This window comes from Massilia sp. (genome assembly GCF_031995545.1).
Classification (GTDB): Bacteria; Pseudomonadota; Gammaproteobacteria; order Burkholderiales; family Burkholderiaceae_D; genus Telluria.
Map to the genome: position 1 here is coordinate 138,349 of NZ_DAMAGA010000009.1, position 18,439 is coordinate 156,787.

At 66.6% G+C, this 18,439-nt stretch carries 17 protein-coding genes; 7 read left to right on the plus strand and 10 right to left on the minus strand.

Going from position 1 to position 18,439, the window contains the following annotated elements:
- Nucleotides 1-4: 4 nt before the first annotated feature.
- From RTQ83_RS09440 to RTQ83_RS09455, 4 genes are all read right to left on the minus strand, one after another.
- Entirely contained in the window at nt 5-748 is a 744-nt protein-coding gene (locus RTQ83_RS09440; RefSeq protein ID WP_312513669.1) for an ABC transporter ATP-binding protein, read from the minus strand.
- Nucleotides 738-1,733, minus strand: coding sequence for a branched-chain amino acid ABC transporter permease (locus RTQ83_RS09445; RefSeq protein WP_312513671.1), 996 nt, complete (start codon nt 1,731-1,733; stop codon nt 738-740). Before RTQ83_RS09445 ends, RTQ83_RS09440 begins: the two co-directional genes overlap by 11 nt.
- Before the next feature lie 10 nt (nt 1,734-1,743).
- Complete coding sequence (locus RTQ83_RS09450) at nt 1,744-2,628, minus strand: branched-chain amino acid ABC transporter permease (RefSeq protein WP_312513673.1); 885 nt, start codon at nt 2,626-2,628, stop codon at nt 1,744-1,746.
- A 66-nt stretch (nt 2,629-2,694) separates the two neighbouring features.
- Nucleotides 2,695-3,939, minus strand: coding sequence for an ABC transporter substrate-binding protein (locus RTQ83_RS09455; RefSeq protein WP_312513675.1), 1,245 nt, complete (start codon nt 3,937-3,939; stop codon nt 2,695-2,697).
- Between the two features lie 210 nt (nt 3,940-4,149).
- Between RTQ83_RS09455 and RTQ83_RS09460 the strand changes: the two genes are divergently transcribed.
- From RTQ83_RS09460 to RTQ83_RS09470, 3 genes are all read left to right on the plus strand, one after another.
- Nucleotides 4,150-4,599, plus strand: coding sequence for a VOC family protein (locus RTQ83_RS09460; RefSeq protein WP_312513677.1), 450 nt, complete (start codon nt 4,150-4,152; stop codon nt 4,597-4,599).
- A gap of 34 nt (nt 4,600-4,633) precedes the next feature.
- On the plus strand, nt 4,634-5,839 hold the full coding sequence (locus RTQ83_RS09465; protein ID WP_312513679.1) for an FAD binding domain-containing protein: 1,206 nt from the start codon (nt 4,634-4,636) through the stop codon (nt 5,837-5,839).
- Between the two features lie 86 nt (nt 5,840-5,925).
- On the plus strand, nt 5,926-6,621 hold the full coding sequence (locus RTQ83_RS09470; RefSeq protein ID WP_312513681.1) for a TetR/AcrR family transcriptional regulator: 696 nt from the start codon (nt 5,926-5,928) through the stop codon (nt 6,619-6,621).
- 45 nt (nt 6,622-6,666) lie between these two features.
- Here RTQ83_RS09470 and RTQ83_RS09475 read toward each other — a convergent pair whose 3' ends face one another.
- Complete coding sequence (locus RTQ83_RS09475) at nt 6,667-7,788, minus strand: amidohydrolase family protein (protein WP_312513683.1); 1,122 nt, start codon at nt 7,786-7,788, stop codon at nt 6,667-6,669.
- A 208-nt stretch (nt 7,789-7,996) separates the two neighbouring features.
- On the opposite strand from RTQ83_RS09475, the gene RTQ83_RS09480 reads away from it, so the two are divergent.
- Together RTQ83_RS09480 and RTQ83_RS09485 are read left to right on the plus strand one after the other, a co-directional pair.
- Entirely contained in the window at nt 7,997-9,016 is a 1,020-nt protein-coding gene (locus RTQ83_RS09480; protein WP_312513685.1) for a porin, read from the plus strand.
- A 206-nt stretch (nt 9,017-9,222) separates the two neighbouring features.
- Nucleotides 9,223-9,915: a hydrolase gene (locus RTQ83_RS09485; RefSeq protein ID WP_312513687.1), complete on the plus strand. Its 693-nt coding sequence runs from the start codon at nt 9,223-9,225 to the stop codon at nt 9,913-9,915.
- 69 nt (nt 9,916-9,984) lie between these two features.
- Here RTQ83_RS09485 and RTQ83_RS09490 read toward each other — a convergent pair whose 3' ends face one another.
- Both RTQ83_RS09490 and RTQ83_RS09495 read right to left on the minus strand, forming a co-directional pair.
- Nucleotides 9,985-11,277, minus strand: coding sequence for a porin (locus RTQ83_RS09490; protein ID WP_312513689.1), 1,293 nt, complete (start codon nt 11,275-11,277; stop codon nt 9,985-9,987).
- 258 nt (nt 11,278-11,535) lie between these two features.
- The gene (locus RTQ83_RS09495; RefSeq protein ID WP_312513691.1) at nt 11,536-12,594 is read right to left on the minus strand and encodes a porin; all 1,059 of its coding nucleotides are present in this window, start codon (nt 12,592-12,594) and stop codon (nt 11,536-11,538) included.
- A 520-nt stretch (nt 12,595-13,114) separates the two neighbouring features.
- On the opposite strand from RTQ83_RS09495, the gene RTQ83_RS09500 reads away from it, so the two are divergent.
- Nucleotides 13,115-14,833 carry a hypothetical protein gene (locus RTQ83_RS09500; protein ID WP_312513694.1) on the plus strand — a complete coding sequence of 573 codons (1,719 nt, stop codon included), beginning with the start codon at nt 13,115-13,117 and terminating at the stop codon, nt 14,831-14,833.
- 96 nt (nt 14,834-14,929) lie between these two features.
- Here RTQ83_RS09500 and dapF read toward each other — a convergent pair whose 3' ends face one another.
- Genes dapF through RTQ83_RS09515 form a run of 3 tightly spaced genes read right to left on the minus strand, consistent with a single transcriptional unit; the run spans nt 14,930 to nt 17,564 of the window.
- The gene (gene dapF / locus RTQ83_RS09505) at nt 14,930-15,790 is read right to left on the minus strand and encodes a diaminopimelate epimerase (RefSeq protein WP_312513697.1); all 861 of its coding nucleotides are present in this window, start codon (nt 15,788-15,790) and stop codon (nt 14,930-14,932) included.
- Between the two features lie 17 nt (nt 15,791-15,807).
- Nucleotides 15,808-16,671 carry a lipid A biosynthesis acyltransferase gene (locus tag RTQ83_RS09510; protein WP_312513700.1) on the minus strand — a complete coding sequence of 288 codons (864 nt, stop codon included), beginning with the start codon at nt 16,669-16,671 and terminating at the stop codon, nt 15,808-15,810.
- Entirely contained in the window at nt 16,668-17,564 is an 897-nt protein-coding gene (locus RTQ83_RS09515) for a lysophospholipid acyltransferase family protein (protein WP_312513703.1), read from the minus strand. Before RTQ83_RS09515 ends, RTQ83_RS09510 begins: the two co-directional genes overlap by 4 nt.
- Nucleotides 17,565-17,712: 148 nt before the next feature.
- Between RTQ83_RS09515 and metK the strand changes: the two genes are divergently transcribed.
- Nucleotides 17,713-18,439: methionine adenosyltransferase (gene metK, locus RTQ83_RS09520; protein WP_312513706.1), on the plus strand; the 727-nt coding region annotated here is incomplete at its 3' end.

The following is an 18,439-nucleotide window of genomic DNA, read 5'->3' on the forward strand; positions in this document are numbered from 1 at the left end:
CTGGTCAGTGCTTGCCGAGGTAGACCCGGCGCACCTCGTCGTTGGCGCGGATGTCGTCCGGGGTGCCGCTGGCCAGCAGCTCGCCATGGTGCAGCACCACGATGTGCTCGCTGATCCCCATCACCATCTTCATCTTGTGCTCGACCAGCACCACGGTACGCTGCTGCGCCAGGCGCTGCACCAGATCCATCATGGTGCGGGTCTCCTCGGGACTCATGCCGGCGGTCGGCTCGTCCATCAGCAGCAGACTGGGGTCGGCCGCCAGCGCGATCGCGATCTCCAGCGCGCGCTGCTGGCCGTGCGCCAGTTCGCGCGCCGGCCGCGCCGCATGGCGCTCGATGCCCACCATCTGCAGCAACGCGTGGGCGCGCGGCTCCAGCCCGAGCGCATCGCGGCGGCGCCAGAAGTCCAACCGCGCGACCCGCGCCTGCAGCGCGACGCGCACGTTTTCCAGCACGCTGAAGGCGGGGAACACATTGGTGATCTGGAACGACTTGGCGATGCCGATATGGGCAAAGCCGTGCTGGCGCAGGCCGGACACGTCGGCGCCGTCGAACACGATGCGTCCCGAGGTCGGCGCGCAGCTGCCCGAGAGCACGTTGAAGAAGGTGCTCTTGCCGGCCCCGTTGGGACCGATGATCGAGGTCAGCTTGCCGCGCTCGAAGTCGACCGTGACGTCGTTGAGGGCGGTGAACTTGCCGAAGCGCCGCGTCAGGCGCTCGGCGCGCAGGATGATGTCAGCGGCCATCGGTTTTCTCCGGCAGGGTGTGCAGCAGCGTGCCCCATACGCCCTTGGGGAAGAACAGCACGAAGCCCATGAAGATCGCGCCCACGTACAGCTGCCAGTGCTCGGTCCAGAGCGAGAACTGGTCCTGGATCAGCAGGAACAGGGCGGCGCCGACGAAGGGACCGAAGAAGGTGCCCATGCCGCCGAGCAGGCACAGCATGACGACCAGGCCCGAGGTTTCATAGTGCAGGCTTTCGATCGCCACGCTCGACAGGTGGATCGCGCCCAGCGCGCCGGCCAGGCCGCACAGCGCGCCCGAGAGCACGAAGGTCATCAGCTTGGTGTGCTCGACGTTGAAGCCGCAGGCGCGGGTGCGCGCCTCGTTCTCGCGGATCGCTTCGAGCACGGCGCCGAAGGGCGACTCCAGCACCCGCGACAATGCCAGCAGGGCCAGCGCCACCAGCACCAGGAAGGCGTAATACTTGACCGTCGGGTCGAGCAGGTCGAGTGTCACGCCGGGCAGCCGCAGCGTGCTGACGTTGGCGCCGCGCAGGCCGTTCTCGCCGCCGGACTGCGGCAGCTGGTAGACCAGGAAGTAGACGCATTGCGACAGCGCCAGCGTCACCATCGCGAAATAGATGCCGCGGGTACGGATCGCGAGCAGGCCCATGGCCAGCGCCAGCAGGGCGCACGCCAGCACCGCAGCCGGCAGCGCCAGCCACCAGGGCGCGCCGGCCTGCGCGATCAGGATCCCGGCGCCGTACGCCCCGGCGCCGAAGAAGGCGGCGTGGCCGAACGAGAGCATGCCCATGTAGCCGAATACCAGGTTGAAGCCGGCGCCGAACAGGCCATAGACCAGAATGTTCACCGCCAGCGACTCGTTGGCGACCAGCCACGGCAGGGCCAGCAGCACCAGCACGCTGGCCAGCACGCGGTGGGCGCGGATCCGGTGCAGCAGGGGACGCGCGCTCGCGCCGCCTGCCGGTGCCTCGGTAAGTGCCTTCATGCTCTTCTCCTCAATTGTTCAAGCCGGCGCGGCCGAACAGGCCTTGCGGACGTAGCAGCAACACCAGGGCCATGATGACGAACATCGACACCTTGGCCGCTTCGGGAACGAACAGCACGGCCAGGCTTTCGACCACGCCGACCAGTACACCGGCGACAATCGCCCCGGGCAACGACCCCATGCCGCCGACCACGGTGACCACGAACGCCACGGTCAGCACCGAGCCGCCCATCTCCGGGCTGATGCCCTGCATCGGCGCGGCCAGGAAGCCGGCCAGCCCGGCCACGCCGGTGCCGACCCCGAACACGATCAGCCACACGCGCGCCACGTCGATCCCGAGGATGCGCACGATCTGCGGATCGCGCGCGCCGGCGCGCACGATCAGGCCGAACGAGGTGCGTTCGATGAAGAACCACAGTGCGGCCAGCACCATCACCGCGACCCCGATCACGAACAGCCGGTACAGCGGGAAGTAGCCGATCGCGATATCCACCGCGCCGTCGAGCAGCTCGGGGGTGTCGACCGGCAGGCCCTGTTTGCCGAAGCCGATCCTTGCCAGCTCCACCATGACGTAGGCCAGGCCGAAGGTGAGCAGCAGCGGATAGTCGATGCCGCGCCCGTACAGCGGGCGTACCAGCAGCCGCTCGGCCAGCATGCCGAGCGCGCCGGTCGCCAGCGGCACCAGCACCAGGCACAGCCAGAAATTGGGCACGACGTGGTACAGCGCGTAACCGGCGTAGGCGCCGACCATGAAGAAGGCGCCGTGGGCGAAGTTGACGATGGTCAGCATGCCGAAGATGAGCGACAGGCCGACCGCGAGCAAGACGTAGACCGCGCCCAGCGCGAGTCCGGTAAACAGCTGGAGTGCGACCAGCTGCCAGGTGATGCCATCCATGCTAGTTCCTCCGTGGGAGAATGCGGGCCATGCGGTCGTCGTGGCTGGCCGGATACCCCGGGCGGCTCACGATGCGTGACCCAGTTCGGCGCAGCTGCGCAGGGCCGCGGCCGATGCCGGCGCCACCCCCAGCACCGTGAAGACGTCGGGCGAGCCGCGCGGCGCCGGTTTCGACTTCACCACCAGCACCGACTGCAGCGACTGGTGGTCGCATGCGCGGTACGACTGCATGCCCTTGTAGGTGTCGTAGCGCAGCGCCGTGAGGGCGTCGACCACGGCTTCGGTGTCGCTGCTGCCGGCCGCCCTGACCGCCAGCAGCACCGACCTGACCGCCGAATACGCCATTGCGCCATAGTCGGACGGCGGGGCGCCGCCATAAGCCTGGCGGTAGCGCGTGTTGAGCGCGCGCGCCGATGGTGTATCGGCCTCGATCGACCAGTGGTAGGAGCTGCCGCCGATCACGTCCTGGTAGACGCGGTCGCCCGCCGCCATGCGCGAGGTGTAGGTCAGCACCGGGGTCACGAACTGCATGCTGCGTTTCAGGCCGAAGTCCGCGACCTGCTTGATCGCGATCTGGTTGTCGCGCCCGAAGTTGTTGAATACCACCACGTCGGGGCGCATCGCCAGCAGGCGCGGCACGAACGGCGAGTAGTCGGTGGCCCCCAGCGGATGCCGGATCTCACCGGCCACCACCGCCCCCAGTTCGCGCGCCACCCGCGTGAAGCCGCGCGTCATCTCGTGGCCATACGCGTAGTCGGCGGTCAGGAAGGCCACGCGCATGCCCTTCCTGAACACGTGGCGTCCCACGGCCTGGGTGGTCATGTGCGGATTGAGCGACTCGTGGAAGGTGTAGCGCGAGAAGTCGGCCGCTTCGTTGATCGCATCGGACTGGCTGATCGAGACGTACAGCACCTTGCGCTGGCGCGTCACGTTGTTGACCGCCAGCTGGGTGGCGGCCGACAGGCTGCCGACGATGAAGTCGACGCGGTCCTTCTCGATCAGTTCGAGTGCGCGGGTGGCCGCCTCGGCCGGATTGAGCTTGTCGTCGCGCACCAGCAGCTCGGCCTTGCGGCCGTTCAGCCCGCCGGCGTCGTTGAACTCCTGGATCGCGAGGCGGGCGTTGCGGACCTGGTCCTGGGCTTCGGCGCCGTAGGGACCGGTGAGCGGCACGGGCAGGCCGATGCGGATCGGTACCTCCTCCGCATGGAGCGTGAAAGGACAGGCGGCGAGGGCGAGTGCGCAGACCGCCGAGCGCGCCCGTGCCAAGCCGGCGGCGCCGGGCGGCACATGGGGTCGGATGCGAATTGTCATGCTGTCTCCATGAGGGAAAGCGGCCGGGCGATCCGGGCATTCGTCGATTTGGTGATCGTTTGATAAATAATCGACGGCGTCGATTTGAATGTCAAGTAAATCTTGTGCCGGGTTTGCTTGATATTGATCGATCGATCACTTATATTCCTCTTCAGCGGGGCCGGACGGCGGCGCCGCGGCGTCACCGACGATGACAAGATGGAGGAGCAGATGGGCATCAGCAAACTGGGACACTATTCGATTCGCACCACCGACCTCGAGGCCTCGCGCCGGTTCTACACCACGATCCTGGAACTGAAGGAGGGGTTCCGGCCTCCGTTCAGGTTCCCCGGCATCTGGCTGTACCGGGGCGGCGACGAAGCCGACTTCGGCGTGGTCCACATCATCGGCATCGACCGCGCCGATCCGCAGGGCCTGAAGGACTACCTGGGCGACAAGGACGAATCCGCGCTCGCGGGCAGCGGCGTGGTCGACCATGTCGCGTTCCTGGCCACCGGACTGGAACGGATGCGCGCGCGGCTGGAAGCCGCCGGCCACCCCTATACCGAGCGCACCGTGCCCTCGCTCGGCCTGTACCAGCTGTTCATCGCCGACCCCAGCGGGGTCACGGTCGAGATGAACTATCCCAACGAAGAAGCGCGCAGCCTCGGCCTGGCATGAGCGGGGCGCGGCCATCCAACCGGAGGAGAACACCATGAATCAAGGACGTGTTGCCATCATCGGCGGCTCGCTGGGCGGCCTGTTCGCCGCCAACCTGCTGCAGCGCGCCGGCTGGCGCGTCGACGTGTACGAGCGGGTGAGCGAGGAACTGGCCGAGCGCGGCGCCGGCGTCGTCACCCATCCCGAACTGTTCGCGGTGCTGGCGCGGCTCGGCATCGACGACGCCCGCATCGGGGTCGAAGTCGCATCGCGCCTGACCTTGTCGCGCACGGGCGAGGTGGTCGGCGAACATCCGCACCGCCAGGTGCTCACCGCCTGGGGGCGGCTGTACGCGCTGTTGCGCGCGGCGCTGCCGGCCGGCTGCTATCACACCGGCAAGCACCTGCTCGGGCTGGCCCAGGACGACGCCGGGGTGGCCATCCGTTTCGCCGACGGCAGCGGCGCCGAGGCCGATGTGCTGGTGGCGGCCGACGGCATCCGTTCGACGGTGCGCGCCTTGCTGGCGCCAGAGGTGGCGCCGTGCTACGCCGGCTACGTGGCCTGGCGCGGCCTGGTCGACGAGAGCGCGCTCGGCGCGGCCACCCATGCGCGGCTGTTCAACCACTTCGGTTTCTGCCTGCCGCCGCGCGAGCAGATGCTGGGCTATCCGGTGGCCGGCGCCGGCAACGCGATGGAACCCGGCAGCCGGCGCTACAACTTCGTCTGGTACCGCCCGGCCGATGCGGCCGAGCTGCGGCGCCTGTCGACCGACAACGCGGGCCGGGTGCACGAGAAGGGCATTCCGCCGCCGCTGATCGCGGACGCGGTGCTGGCCGAGATCCGCGCCGTGGCCGCGCAGTCGCTGGCGCCGCAGTTCGCCGAAGTGGTGGCGCGTACCGCCCAGCCGTTCTTCCAGCCGATCTACGACCTCGAGTCGCCCCGGCTGGCGTTCGGCCGGGTGGTGCTGCTGGGCGACGCCGCCTTCGTCGCGCGCCCGCACTGCGGCATGGGCGTGACCAAGGCGGCGGGTGACGCGCTGGCGCTGGCCGAAGCGCTGACATGCCTGCCGCTGGCCGAGGCGCTGGCCGCGTATTCGGCGCAGCGGGTCGATTATGGCCGGCGCATCGTGGCCCATGCGCGCCACCTGGGTGCCTACATGCAGGCGCAGCTGGCCAACGAGCACGAGGTGCGCATGGCGGAGCGCTACCGGTCCCCGGCGGCGGTGATGCGCGAGACGGCGGTGCCGCCGGCGCTGGCCTAGCGCCCGGCGCCCGGCGCCCGGCGCGCGCCCGTTTGTCAAACGATCATCGACTCTCTATACTCGACGCACTTGGGGGAAAGCCAGCTATGAGTTCGACCGTCGTAAAGAAAACCCGCGCCAGAAAAAGCGCAGCGGCCGCGGCGCCGGTGCCCGAAACCGGACGCCGGCTGGCGCGCGAGGACCGCGAGCAGCTGATCGTCCAGAAGGCGATCAAGTATTTTGCTACCCACGGCTTTTCCGCCAGCACGCGCGAGCTGGCCAGGGAGATCGGGGTTTCGCAGCCGCTCCTGTACCGCTACTTCCCGAGCAAGGAGGCGCTGGCCGACCGCGTCTTCCAGGAGGTCTACCTGTCGCGCTGGAACCACGAATGGGAAGACCTGCTGCGCGACCGCAGCCGGCCGCTGGTCGAGCGCCTGACCGATTTCTACCGCCAGTACGGGCGCGTGATCCTCAAGAGCGACTGGATCCGCATCTTCATCTTCGCCGGACTGACCCGCGAAGGCATCAACAACCGCTACCTGGCACGCCTGCGCGAACGCATCTTCGACGTGGTGCTGGCCGAGATGCGGCGCGAGTTCCGCATCCCCGACCCCACACCGCAGCAGGTCGAGGACGAGATCGAATTCATCTGGGGCCTGCACGCGGCGATCTTCTACATCGGCGTGCGCAAGTGGATCTACGGCCTGCAGGTGCCGAAGGACCTCGACCGGGTGATCGACCAGAAGGTGCATGCCTTCCTCGACAGCGCGCCGTCGGTACTCAAGCGCATGCGCGCCGCCTGATCCGGCGCCGCGACCGGATTGGTCGCGGCGCGCTTTTCAGTCCGTTCAGGTCAGCAGGCCCAGCAGCCGGCGCGCATTGCCGCCCAGGATCGCCGCCTTGTCGGCCTCAGGCAGCGCCGTCGCCAGCACGTGTGCCACCGGCCTGGCCGACCACGGGAACGGGTGGTCGGAGCCGAGCAGCACCTGGCTCGCGCCGACCTGGCGCACCAGGTTCTGCAGCGCCTCGGGCGTGAACACCAGGCTGTCGAAGTACAACTGGCCGAGGTACTCGCCCGGCTTCCTTTTCAGTGCCGGACCGTGCGCGCACGCGCCCGGATTGACGAAGCAGCCATGGTCCATGCGCGCCGCCGAGGCGGCGATGTAGCCGCCGCCATGGGCGGCGCAGATCTTCAGTGCCGGGAACTTGTCGAGCACGCCCTCGAAGATCATGTGCTGCAGGGCGATCGTGGTCTCGAGCGGATAGCCGATCACATTCGGCATCCAGCCGTTGCCCCGGAAGTGCTGTGCCAGTTCCGGCGTGCCGGTGGGATGCACGAACAGGGTGGCGCCGAGTTCTTCGGCCTTGGCCCATACCGGGTGGAAGCGGGCATCGGCGAAGTCGACCCCCGCCACGCTGCCCCCGATCGCCGCGCCGCGCAGGCCCAGCGTGCGCACCGCGTGGTCCAGTTCGCGCACCGCCAGGTCCGGATGCTGCAGCGACAGCGAGGCGAAGGCGGCGAAGCGCTGCGGCTGCGCCGCGCACAGTTCGGCCAGTTTCTCGTTCTGCAGGCGCACGATGCGCGCCGACAGCGTGCGTTCCTGCGTGTACCAGAACGGATTGATGCTCAACACTTCCACGTCGACCCCCTGTGCATCCATCTGCGCCAGCCGTTCCTCGATGACGATCACGTTCTCCTGCCCGCCCCGCATGGTCCTCGGGTAGAGCGCGAACACGTCCATGCCCATCAGTGTTAGCGCCTGCGGAACGACGCAATGAGCATGCACGTCGATGGTCCTGACCGGCGTTCCGTCCGCGCGCAGCGGGCGCCGCTGCGCGCCGGCGTCGGCACCGGCCGCGGCATCCGGACGGCGCGGCGCATCGAGTACGCCGCAGCCGGTGAGCACGATGCCGCTCACTGTCATGGCGCCACGCTTGAGGAAGGTCCTTCTTCGGGTGTGATCGGTCATGTCGTCTCCTGGTTGTGGTCGAGGCCGAGCTGGCCTCTGTACTAATGATAGATCGATCAGCAAATTAGGAAAAGCAAATCGCGTTCCGCACATTCCGGGCACCGTAAAGCCACGTCCGGCACTACGCGAAAGTATCGGAAACAGCCATGTATACAAATTTAAGTGATCGAACGATAATTAGAGCCTTGTTCATTCACAAGGAAGCGGCATGAAATCCATTCTTGCGGCAGGCGGCCTGGTGGCCGCGCTCGCCATCGGGGGCGACGCCTGTGCCCAGTCGTCGACCCAGATCTACGGCGTACTCGATCTGTGGAGCGGACGCTCGCAGATCAGCGCCGGCGGTCCCGCCTCCAGCCAGGTCAACAGCGGCGGCATGACCACTTCGTACTGGGGGATCGGCGGCGGCGAGGACCTGGGCGGCGGCTTGAAGGCGGTGTATGCGATCGAAGGCTACCTGCAGCTCGATAGCGGCGCCGCCGGCCGCACCGCGAGCGACACCATGTTCGCCCGCAACGCTTTCGTCGGACTGCAGGGCCGCGCCGGCGAAGTCAAGATCGGCCGCATCCTCAATCCCCTGTTCGTGGCCACCGCGCAGGCCAATCCCTTCGGCGGCTCGATCCGCTTCGCACCCCTGCTGGCGCAGGTCTGGTCGCCCACGATGGGACGCGCCGTGTCGGGCGACACCAGCTGGGACAATGCGCTGTCGTACACCACGCCGGCCGTTGGCGGGTTCAGGCTGGCGCTGCTGACCTCGTTCGGCGAGAACGCGCGCAGCCGTTCCGCGCGCAACGACGGCGCCACCCTCAGCTACGCGGCCGGCCCGGCGGCGCTGTACCTGACCGTGCAGCGCGCCCGCGTCGGCCCCGGCCTGGCAACAGTCGGCGAATCGGAGCAGAAGACCTGGTTCGCGGGCGGCAGCTACGACCTGGGCCAGGTCAAACTGTTCGCGTCCTGGGACACGGCCGACAGCCGCCGTCCCGGCCTCGAGGCCAGGACGGCACAGGCCGGCGTGGCGATTCCCGCCGCCGGCGGCAACGTGATGCTGTCGTTTGCCCGCACCGACCTCGATGCCGCGTCGCAGGCCGACAGCCGGCGCGATACCAGCGCCCTCGGTTACGACTATTTCCTGTCGAAGCGGACCGACCTGTATGCGGTGGCCCAGAGCGACCGGCTCAGCACGGCCAACCGGGCGCGCACCTATGCGCTGGGGATGCGCCACCGGTTCTGAGGAGCGCGACGGGCCAATGGTACTCGACGGTCAATGATCGAAAATTTCGATGAAATGTCAGGATTTTTTCCGTTTTTCAGATGCGGTGAGGCCCAGCATAATGACTCCATCGCATCGAAACCAGGCGCAAACGAATCAGGATCTCCCTGAGTTGAGCGTCGAACGGTTCGATGATTATTTTCCAGCCATCTTAGAAAGAGACCGCCATGAGCAACCCGAAACTCGACGTCCTGACCCCGCACAACTCGCAGCTGATCATCATCGACCACCAGCCGCAGATGGCCTTCGGCGTGCAGTCGATCGACCGCCAGACCCTGAAGAACAACGTGGTCGGGCTGGCCAAGGCGGCCAAGGTGTTCGACATTCCGACCATCATTACCTCGGTCGAGACCGACAGTTTCTCGGGCCACACCTACCCGGAATTGCTCGACGTGTTCCCCGGCAAGCCGATCCTCGAGCGTACTTCGATGAACTCCTGGGACGATCAGAAAGTGCGCGACGCGCTGGCCGCCAATGGCCGCAAGAAAGTGATCGTGGCCGGCCTCTGGACCGAGGTCTGCAACACCACCTTTGCCCTGTGCGCCATGCTGGAAGGCGACTACGAGATCTACATGGTGGCCGATGCCTCGGGCGGCACCTCGAAGGATGCCCATGACTTCGCCATGCAGCGCATGATCCAGGCCGGCGTGGTACCGGTCACCTGGCAGCAGGTGCTGCTCGAGTGGCAGCGCGACTGGAAGAACCGCGAAACCTACGATGCCGTGATGAAGGTCGTCACCGAACATTCGGGTGCTTACGGCATGGGTGTCGATTACGCCTACACCATGGTGCACAAGGCGGCGGCGCGTAATCACGGCGACAACCCGGTGCTGGCCCCGGTCGCCGCTCCGGTGCGCTGAACCGGCGCCGCTACCGCACGCGCCGGCCAGTGGACATGACGCCCGGCGGCGTCATGTTTCCCGTTGCGCTCAGAAACGGTGGCGGATGCCGATCTGCAGCGCGCGGCCGTCGGCGCCCGGCGCTTCGGTGAAGCCGCCCGGGTTGCCCGAGGTGCCCGGCGTGTACTGGGCTTCGTTGTCGTTGCGGATGAAGGCGGCGACGGTGTACAGGTCGGTGCGCTTGGACAGGAAATAGTCGTAGCCGATCGCATACAGGTCGGCGTCGCTGTTCGATGGCGTGCGGTCGTTCTGGTGCGCCACCGACGCCATGATGCGGCCGGCGCCGATCCGGTAGTGGAAGCCGAGCTGGTAGCTCTTGGCGTCCTGCTTGGTGTTCTCGGTGATCGCGCGCTGGAAAATGCCGCGCAGCGCCTGCTGGGTGCCGGTCGGGATGCCTTGCGCCGCCAGTGCCGGCGCCACCGCGCCGTCCCAGCCGGCCAGGTAGTCCGGCAGCAGGGCCGAGTTGTCGTTGCGCTGGCTGTGGTAGCCGGCGAACAGTTTCCAGCGGTCGTTGACGGTATAGGAGCCACCCACGGTGGTGGTGCGCAGGCTCGGGCGGTTCTGGCGGTCGTAGCCGTGGTTGTAGCCGATGCCGACGTCGAAGCCGTTGGCCTTATAGGTGGCGGCGACGGCGCGGAACTTTTTGTAGCGGCCGAGGTAGCCCGAGCCTTCCGGACCGTACATGACCGAGCCGCCGAAGCCGCTCGGATGGGCGATGCGGTACTGGATCGCTTCCTGCGAGCGGATGTCGGCGCCGAGCGCGGTGAAGCCGGCGGTGCCGCCGGTGATGTGGCCCCAGGTGCCGCCGGTGCCGGATTCGAACACGTCGGCCATGTTGAACACTTCGTAGCCCGGGGTGTACATGCGGCCCAGCAGGAAGGCGCCGATCGGGGTGACGAGGCCGACCATCGCGGTGCGGTCGAACAGCGCCTTTTCCTGGTTGACGGCCGGTGCGCCGGGCGGCTGGATGGTGGCTTGCAGGCGGTCCAGGATCGGCTGCGGGATGCCCTGCATGCCGCGCAGCAGGTAGCGGCCCGGATTGTCGTTCATCAGGGCCGGCTGCTGGCCGCCGGTATCGAGCTCGACGCGCGCCTCGAGATTGAAGATCGCCTTGTAGCCATTGCCCAGTTCTTCGTTGCCGCGCAAACCGATGCGCGAGCCGTCGGCGCCGCCGCTGTAGATCTTGGTCGGGCCGCCTTTCTGCCACATCACGCCGGCGTCGGCGATGCCGTAGATCTGGACGCTGGACTGGGCCAGGACGGGCGCGGCGAGCGTGGCGCCGAAGGCGGCGCCCAGCAGGGCGGCGAGAAGGCTGTTCTTCATTGGGTCTCCAGGATGTTCTTATGGTGCGATTTTTATAGTGCGATGCTTGAGCTCGCTTACACCAATATGCCAGCCGCTTGGCAGGCTGTACAGAATGCCCGCGCGCAAAGCGGATCGTCTATCCGGTGCGTTGTGGAAACACGACATGGCGCATCGCACAAAAAAGCGGTGATGGAAGGCCCATGAACGACAAAGGCGGCCCCGGTTTCCCGGAGCCGCCTTGTCGCTTGCAGTGTAGCGGGCGTAGCCCGCACTGCATCAGAACGAGTGGTTGATGCCGATGTCGTACTGGTTGACGGTCGACGGGTTGGTCGCGGTCGGAATCAAGCCTTTCTTGCGCGACGCGTCGAGGTAGAGGTAGGTGCGCTTCGACAGGCTGTATTCGTAGCCGACCGACAGCTGCTTGACCTTGTCCAGGCCATCCGTGTCCTTTTCGCCATAGCCAGCCAGGAACTTGCCCGGACCCATGGTGTAGTTCGCGCCCAGTACCCACGACCTGGTATTGGCGTTGAACAGGCGCGTGTTTTCCTGGTCCAGGCGCGCGTAGGTGGCCATCAGCTTCAGTTCCGGGGTGGCGAACACCGAGGCGCCGATCGACCACACCTTCGATTCGATCGCATTGCGTTCGTAGCCGGCCATGAAGGCGGCCGGGCCGTTGTTGTAGGTGGCGGTGATCGAGAACGGATTGGCCGAGCCTTCGGCGCCGAGCGGGTATTGCGGACTGGCCGCGGTGCCGCGTCCGATGATCGCCGGGCCGCCATTGTTTTCCTTGGTCGCGAGCGCGGTATTGAGCTGGAAGCCATTGATCAGCGGCGAGTTGTACCAGATCGCGTTCGACCAGCGGTTGTTGGAATAGCCGATCGGATCGAGCGCCTGCGACGAATAGCCGGCGACGGCGATGTCGGTGTAGAAGCCGCCCGGAGTCGGGATCGCGTGGAAGGGCTCGAAGGCGCCGATGGTTTCGTGGAACGGAGTCAGGCCACGGCCGATGCGCAGCATGCCGAAGTCGCCCTGCAGGCCGACCCGGCTCTGGCCCTGGAACAGCGGACGCTGGGTACCGTTGCTGCCGATTTCATTCGAGCCGGTGTCCGACTCGTAGCGTACTTCGACGTGGAACAGGGCTTTCAGGCCATTGCCGAGGTCTTCGGTGCCCTTGAAGCCGAGTGTGTTGGCCGAGCGCTTGCCGATGCTGACCGAGTCGCCGCTACGCTTGATGACGCCGGCATCGATCGTGCCGTAGATCTGAACCGCGCTCTGGGCATGGGCCGCGCTGGCGCACGCGCCGGACAGGGCAATTGCCAGGAGGGTTTTTTTCATTATGGGTAATCCTATGACGGTGAACGCATTCATCCTCGGCGCCGAGACTGTGGCGGAACACCGGATACGTGCACCATAAATGTTTCACGCATGAAGCTATGCTATTTCGTCAATTATGGCGGGCGGGCTCGGTCGAAAGCCAAGAAATCGAATTGTGCTGTTGTATTTTTGAAACGCGTGTCACGGACGATGTAACAAACTCGATGCGCACTCCGGCGCAAGCCGCAAAACCGGCATGGCGGACCCGGCTGAAACCGGAAAAGCGTTATCCCGACAGCGGTTTGTCATGCCTTTTCGTGCCACGGTTTCACCCGCTTGGCCCGGATTTGCGACCCATCAAGGGAGCCGCGATACGCATCGAATCGGGGGCAGGGGCGGCTTAGACTTTCGCCCAAACCACGTCGGAGGCGACGTACCCTGTCAATACCTTGTATATTGGCAACTTCACCGGCATGCCGCAACAGGCCGCCGGTGCGTGTCGCCATCGAGTGCTGCCGATCCACTCACCAAGACTCCAACCATGGCTAACCGCGAAGAACTGGCGATCATTCGCAATGCCCGCGCCGGGCACGTCGCTGCCCAGCTCGAGCTGGGCAAGCTATACCTGTTCGGCAGCACCGGATTGCCGCAGAGCCTGCCGACGGCACTGCACTGGCTGGAGCGCGCCGCACGCCAGGATTGCTCGCCTGCCTGGCAATTGATTGGCGACCATATTCCCCTCGAAATCGCGCAACATAATCCGACGGCGCTGGCGCCGTGGTACGAGCGCGCCTATGACGATGGCAGCGTGCATGCCGGGCTGGTGTTCGCGCAGCTGGTGCTCGGCACGCCCGGCGCGGCGGCGCCGCCGAAAGCAGTGCGGGCGCTGGAAGACGCGGCGCGCGCCGGCTTCGCGCACGCGCAGTGGCTGCTGGCCCAGCAGGACAAGAAGCCGGCGCCGGTGCGTGCCTCCAGCGCTGCCGCACCGGCGCCACGCACGGCAGATCCCGCTGCCCCGTCTGGCGCGACCGGCGGCGCGCCGCAAGGCTGGCTGCGGCGCGCCGCCGACAGCGGCGTGGCCGAAGCGCAGTTCACCATGCTCGAGCAGGCCTGGAGCGCGTGCCAGTGGAACGATTACCTGGGGCGCGCCCTGCCGCTGGCGCGCGCCCTGGTGCGCGAGCGTGGCGAGCAGGGCGAGATGCGCCGCTTCGCTCCCGACGAGATCGCCCTTCTGTCGCGTTGCGCGCGCCTGCTTGATCCGGCGCTGGGGGTGATGCAAGAGGATGGCTCCGCGCTCGCCATTAAAATCGAGCTGGAGGCCGGCGAACCGGCGAATTTCTGGGAGCTCGCGGCGGCCGAGCATGACCGGCATGCGCAGCTGGCGCTGGGTTTGCGCTGCGCGCGCATGCGGATCGACGGGCGGCGCGTGGCGAATGGCACAGGGGCGAAAGTCGGTGCAACCGATGCCAACGCGCATGTCGCCAACGCGCATGTCGCCAACGCGCATGTCGCCAACGCGCATGTCGCCAACTTCAAGAAAGCGATCCGCTGGCTGACGCTGGCGGGCGAGCAGGGCCTGGCCGAAGCCTGGTACGCGCTGTCGCGCATCTATATCAAGCCGGAATTCTCGCAGCGTAACGTCGCCGATGCCCAGCGCTTCCTGGAACGGGCTGCCGAGATGGGCTATCGCGACGCCCAGCTGGAATGCGGCCACAACGCCTGGCGCGCGCGCCGCGAGAACGAGAACAACGATGTGCGCGCCGTCTACTGGCTGCAGAAAGCGGCGGCGCAGGGCGCGCACGAGGCGACCGGGCTGCTGCACAAGATCGCGCCGCGACCGGCCACCACGCCCTATACCGAGACTGGACGCCTGGCCGGGCACGCCGGCCTGCCGGGCACCCATCCGCTGCTGGGCGCGCGCCTGGAGCTGGCCGCGCTGTTCAACCTGACCCGTGCCGAAGCGCTGTTGCTGGACGTGGCCACGGCCGACCAGGGCCATTGCCTGGTGATCGACATCCGCGCCAGCTATGGGCGCAGCAAGCGGCGACTGGTGATGGTGGAAACGGCGGCCGAGCGCCAGGCGTTGGACCGCATCGTGCAGCTGTTCGAACAGGTCGATTGCAGCCCGGCCGGGCCGGAAGGAAATTACCGCCAGCGCCTGTACCGGTTGCGCACGCTGGTCGGAGGAAGCGCCGGCGGGGCGGCGGGAGATGCGGCGCCGGGTGCTGATGAAGCGTCCGACGTCGAGCTGGCGGCCTGAACGAAATGGTTTGAGCGAAATGGTTTGAGCGAAATGGTTTGAGCGAAATGGCCTGAGCAAAATGGCCTGAGCAACAGCGAGCCGGAAGAGCTGCCGCTAGACCTCGATTTCGCCTTCGAACACCGACACTGCCGGTCCGCTGAGGTAGACCGGCTGGCCCGGACCGGCCCAGGCGATGCTCAGTTCGCCGCCGCGCGCCGACACGCGTACCGGCGAATCGAGCAAGCCACGCCGGATGCCGGCCACGACAGCCGCGCAGGCGCCAGTGCCGCAAGCGAGCGTCTCACCGGCGCCGCGTTCGTACACGCGCAGGCGGATGTGATGGCGGTCCATCACCTGCATGTAGCCGGCGTTGACCCGTTTCGGGAAGCGCTGGTGCGATTCGATCAGTGGACCGGTCTGCTCCACCGGCGCGGCGTCGACATCGTCGACCACCTGCACCGCATGCGGGTTGCCCATCGAGACCACCGACACGAATACGGTCTTGCCAGACACGGGCAACGGCCACAGCGTGTCGTCGCCCTCGGCCCAGCCGCCCAGGCCGGCACTGTCGAACGGCACTTCGGCCGGTTCCAGGCGCGGCGCGCCCATGTCGACTGTGACGTTGCCGTCGTCTTCCAGGCGCGGATTGATGATGCCCGACATGGTCTGCACGCGGATGCTGCGCTCGCGGGTCAGACCCTGGTCGACCACGAAGCGCACGAAGGCGCGCGAGCCGTTGCCGCACTGCTCGACCTCGCCGCCGTCGTTGTTGAAGATGCGGTAGCGGAAGTCGACGCCGTCCTGGGCGGGACGTTCGACCACCAGGATCTGGTCGGCGCCGATGCCGAAGCGGCGGTCGGCCAGCTGCTGCCACAGCGCGGCGCTGAAGCCATTGATGTCGACCTGCTGGTTGATGGCGTCGATGACGATGAAGTCATTGCCGGCGCCATGCATCTTGGTGAATTTCAGTTTCATACTCAGTTCCAACGATATCAATCGTACAACGATGGTTCACCCGGCGGACGGGTCTTGAAGCGTTTATGCGTCCAGAAGTATTCGGCCGGCGCTTCGCGCACGCGCTCTTCGATGAAAGCGTTCATGCGCCGGGTCGCCTCGACCATGTCGTCGCCCGGATAGTTGTCCCAGGCCGGGTAGAAGCGCACGCGCCAGCCCTGGTAGTTCGGCAGGTAAGTGGCGATCACCGGGATCACCTTGGCGCCGGTGGTGGCGGCAATCCGGCCCAGCGCGGTCAGGGTCGCGGCCGGCACGCCGAAGAAAGGCACGAACTCGGCATCCTTTTCGCCGAAGTCCATGTCCGGCAGCATGAAGTAGGGCAGGCCGTCGCGCAGCGCGCGCAGGATCGGCTTGATGCCTTCCTTGCGCGTCACCAGCCGCACCGGACCGTAGCGCTCGCGGCCGTGGCGCAGCAGGCGATCGAAAGCTTCGTTCTTTTGCGGCACGTACATGCTGCACACCGGAATCACGCGCGACGCCACGCCGGCCACGTCCAGGCACACGAAGTGCGGGCACAGCAGGATCGTCGGGCCGCTTTCCATCTCGGCCTGCGGCACCGCCGGCTCGACATGGATCAGGCTGCGCACGCGCTTTTCGGACGCCCACCACAGGATCGAGCGCTCGAAGATGCTGCGCGCGTAGGCGCGGAAGTGGTCGCGCGCGATCTTGCGCCGCGCGGTCTCGTCCAGTTCAGGCAGGCACAGGCGCAGATTGGTCAGCGCGATATGGCGTCGGCGGCCCATGATCAGGAACATCAGGCTGCCGACCGCTTCGCCGAAGCGACCCAGGATGGGTAGCGGCAGGAAATGCAGCAGCCACAGGAAACCAAGCAAGATCCTCATGCCGCGGCCTCCTTGTCGCTGTCGGGACCGGCCACGCCTTTCGGCTGCTTGTAACGGTTGTAGCTCCAGAAATACTGGGCCGGCGCGCGCGCGATTAATTGCTCCATGGCGCGATTGATCGCCGCCGCCTGCTCGACCGCCGTGCCGCTCAGGTCGCCTTCAAACGGCACGAAGCGCACGATGTAGCCGGCGCCGCGCGGCCGCCGTTCGGCGTACACCAGCAGGATGTCGGCCTTGCCGAGCTGGGCCAGCTTGGCCGGCAGCGTCATGGTGTAGGCGGTGCGGCCGAAGAACGGCGCCCACACGCCTTCGCCTTCCTGCGGCACCTGATCCGGCAGCAGGCCGATCGGCTGGCCGCTTTTCAGCGTCTTGGCCAGGATGCGCACCCCGGCCAGGTTGGCCGGCGCCAGATGCAGGTTGTGGCGCGCACGCGCGCCCTCGACCAGGGGCTTCAATGCGTTCTTGCGCGGCGGGCGGTACATCACGGTAAGGGCGGTTTTGAGTGCGATCTGCTGCGCCGTCATCTCGAAGCAGCCCAGGTGTGGCGTCAGGAACACAATTCCGCGGCCGGCGTCGAGCCGGCTCTGGACCAGTTCCCAGCCTTCCACAGTAGCATGCCTGGCAACGCGCTCCGGATTGGCGCACCAGACGAAGGCCAGCTCGATCGCGGCCTTGCCGGCTTCGCTCACCGCCTGGCGCCAGTGGCCGTCATAGCCGGCCTGCTGCAAATTGGCGCGCAAACGGCGGCGATACGACGGTGACAGGCCGTACACCAGCCAGCCCATGGCCGCGCCCAGCGCATGCAAGAAAGGCAACGGAAATATAGATAACGTACGGAAAATTACAACTAGCATTCGATTGATGAGGGTTGAATGGTGCGCGTGTTTCCACACCAAAATTCCAAGGAAGCGTAAAATACCATTTTATGCAGGATCCGCCGAGTTAACAGACAACTTGCGAAGCGGAATATAAATGTCGCTAAAGCGTCGCAGGTACCCAGTTACTGCGGCAGATCCCATTGACCCGTAACATGGAGCCCACATGTCGAACGACTACCTCTTCACTTCCGAATCCGTTTCCGAAGGCCATCCCGACAAAGTCGCGGACCAGATTTCCGACGCCATCCTCGATGCCATCCTGGAACAGGATCCGAGCGCGCGCGTCGCCGCTGAAACCCTGTGCAACACCGGCCTGGTGGTGCTGGCCGGCGAGATCACCACGCACGCCAACGTCGATTATATTCAGGTTGCGCGCAACACCATCAAGCGCATCGGTTACGACAACACCGATTTCGGCATCGACTACAAAGGTTGCGCCGTGATGGTCTGCTACGACAAGCAGTCGCCGGACATCGCCCAGGGCGTGGACGAAGGCGCCGGTATCGACCTCGACCAGGGCGCGGGCGACCAGGGCCTGATGTTCGGCTATGCCTGCGATGAAACCCCGGAACTGATGCCGGCCGCGATCTATTACTCGCACCGCCTGGTCGAGCGCCAGTCGCAGCTGCGCAAGGACGGCCGCCTGCCATGGCTGCGTCCGGACGCCAAGTCGCAAGTCACCCTGCGCTACGTCGACGGCCGTCCGGTCGCGGTGGACACCGTGGTGCTCTCGACCCAGCACCACCCTGACGTCACCCACTCCCAGATCGAAGAAGCCGTCATCGAAGAGATCATCAAGCCGACCCTGCCGCGCGAGTGGCTGAAGGACACCCGCTTCCTGGTCAACCCGACCGGCCGCTTCGTCATCGGCGGTCCGCAGGGCGACTGCG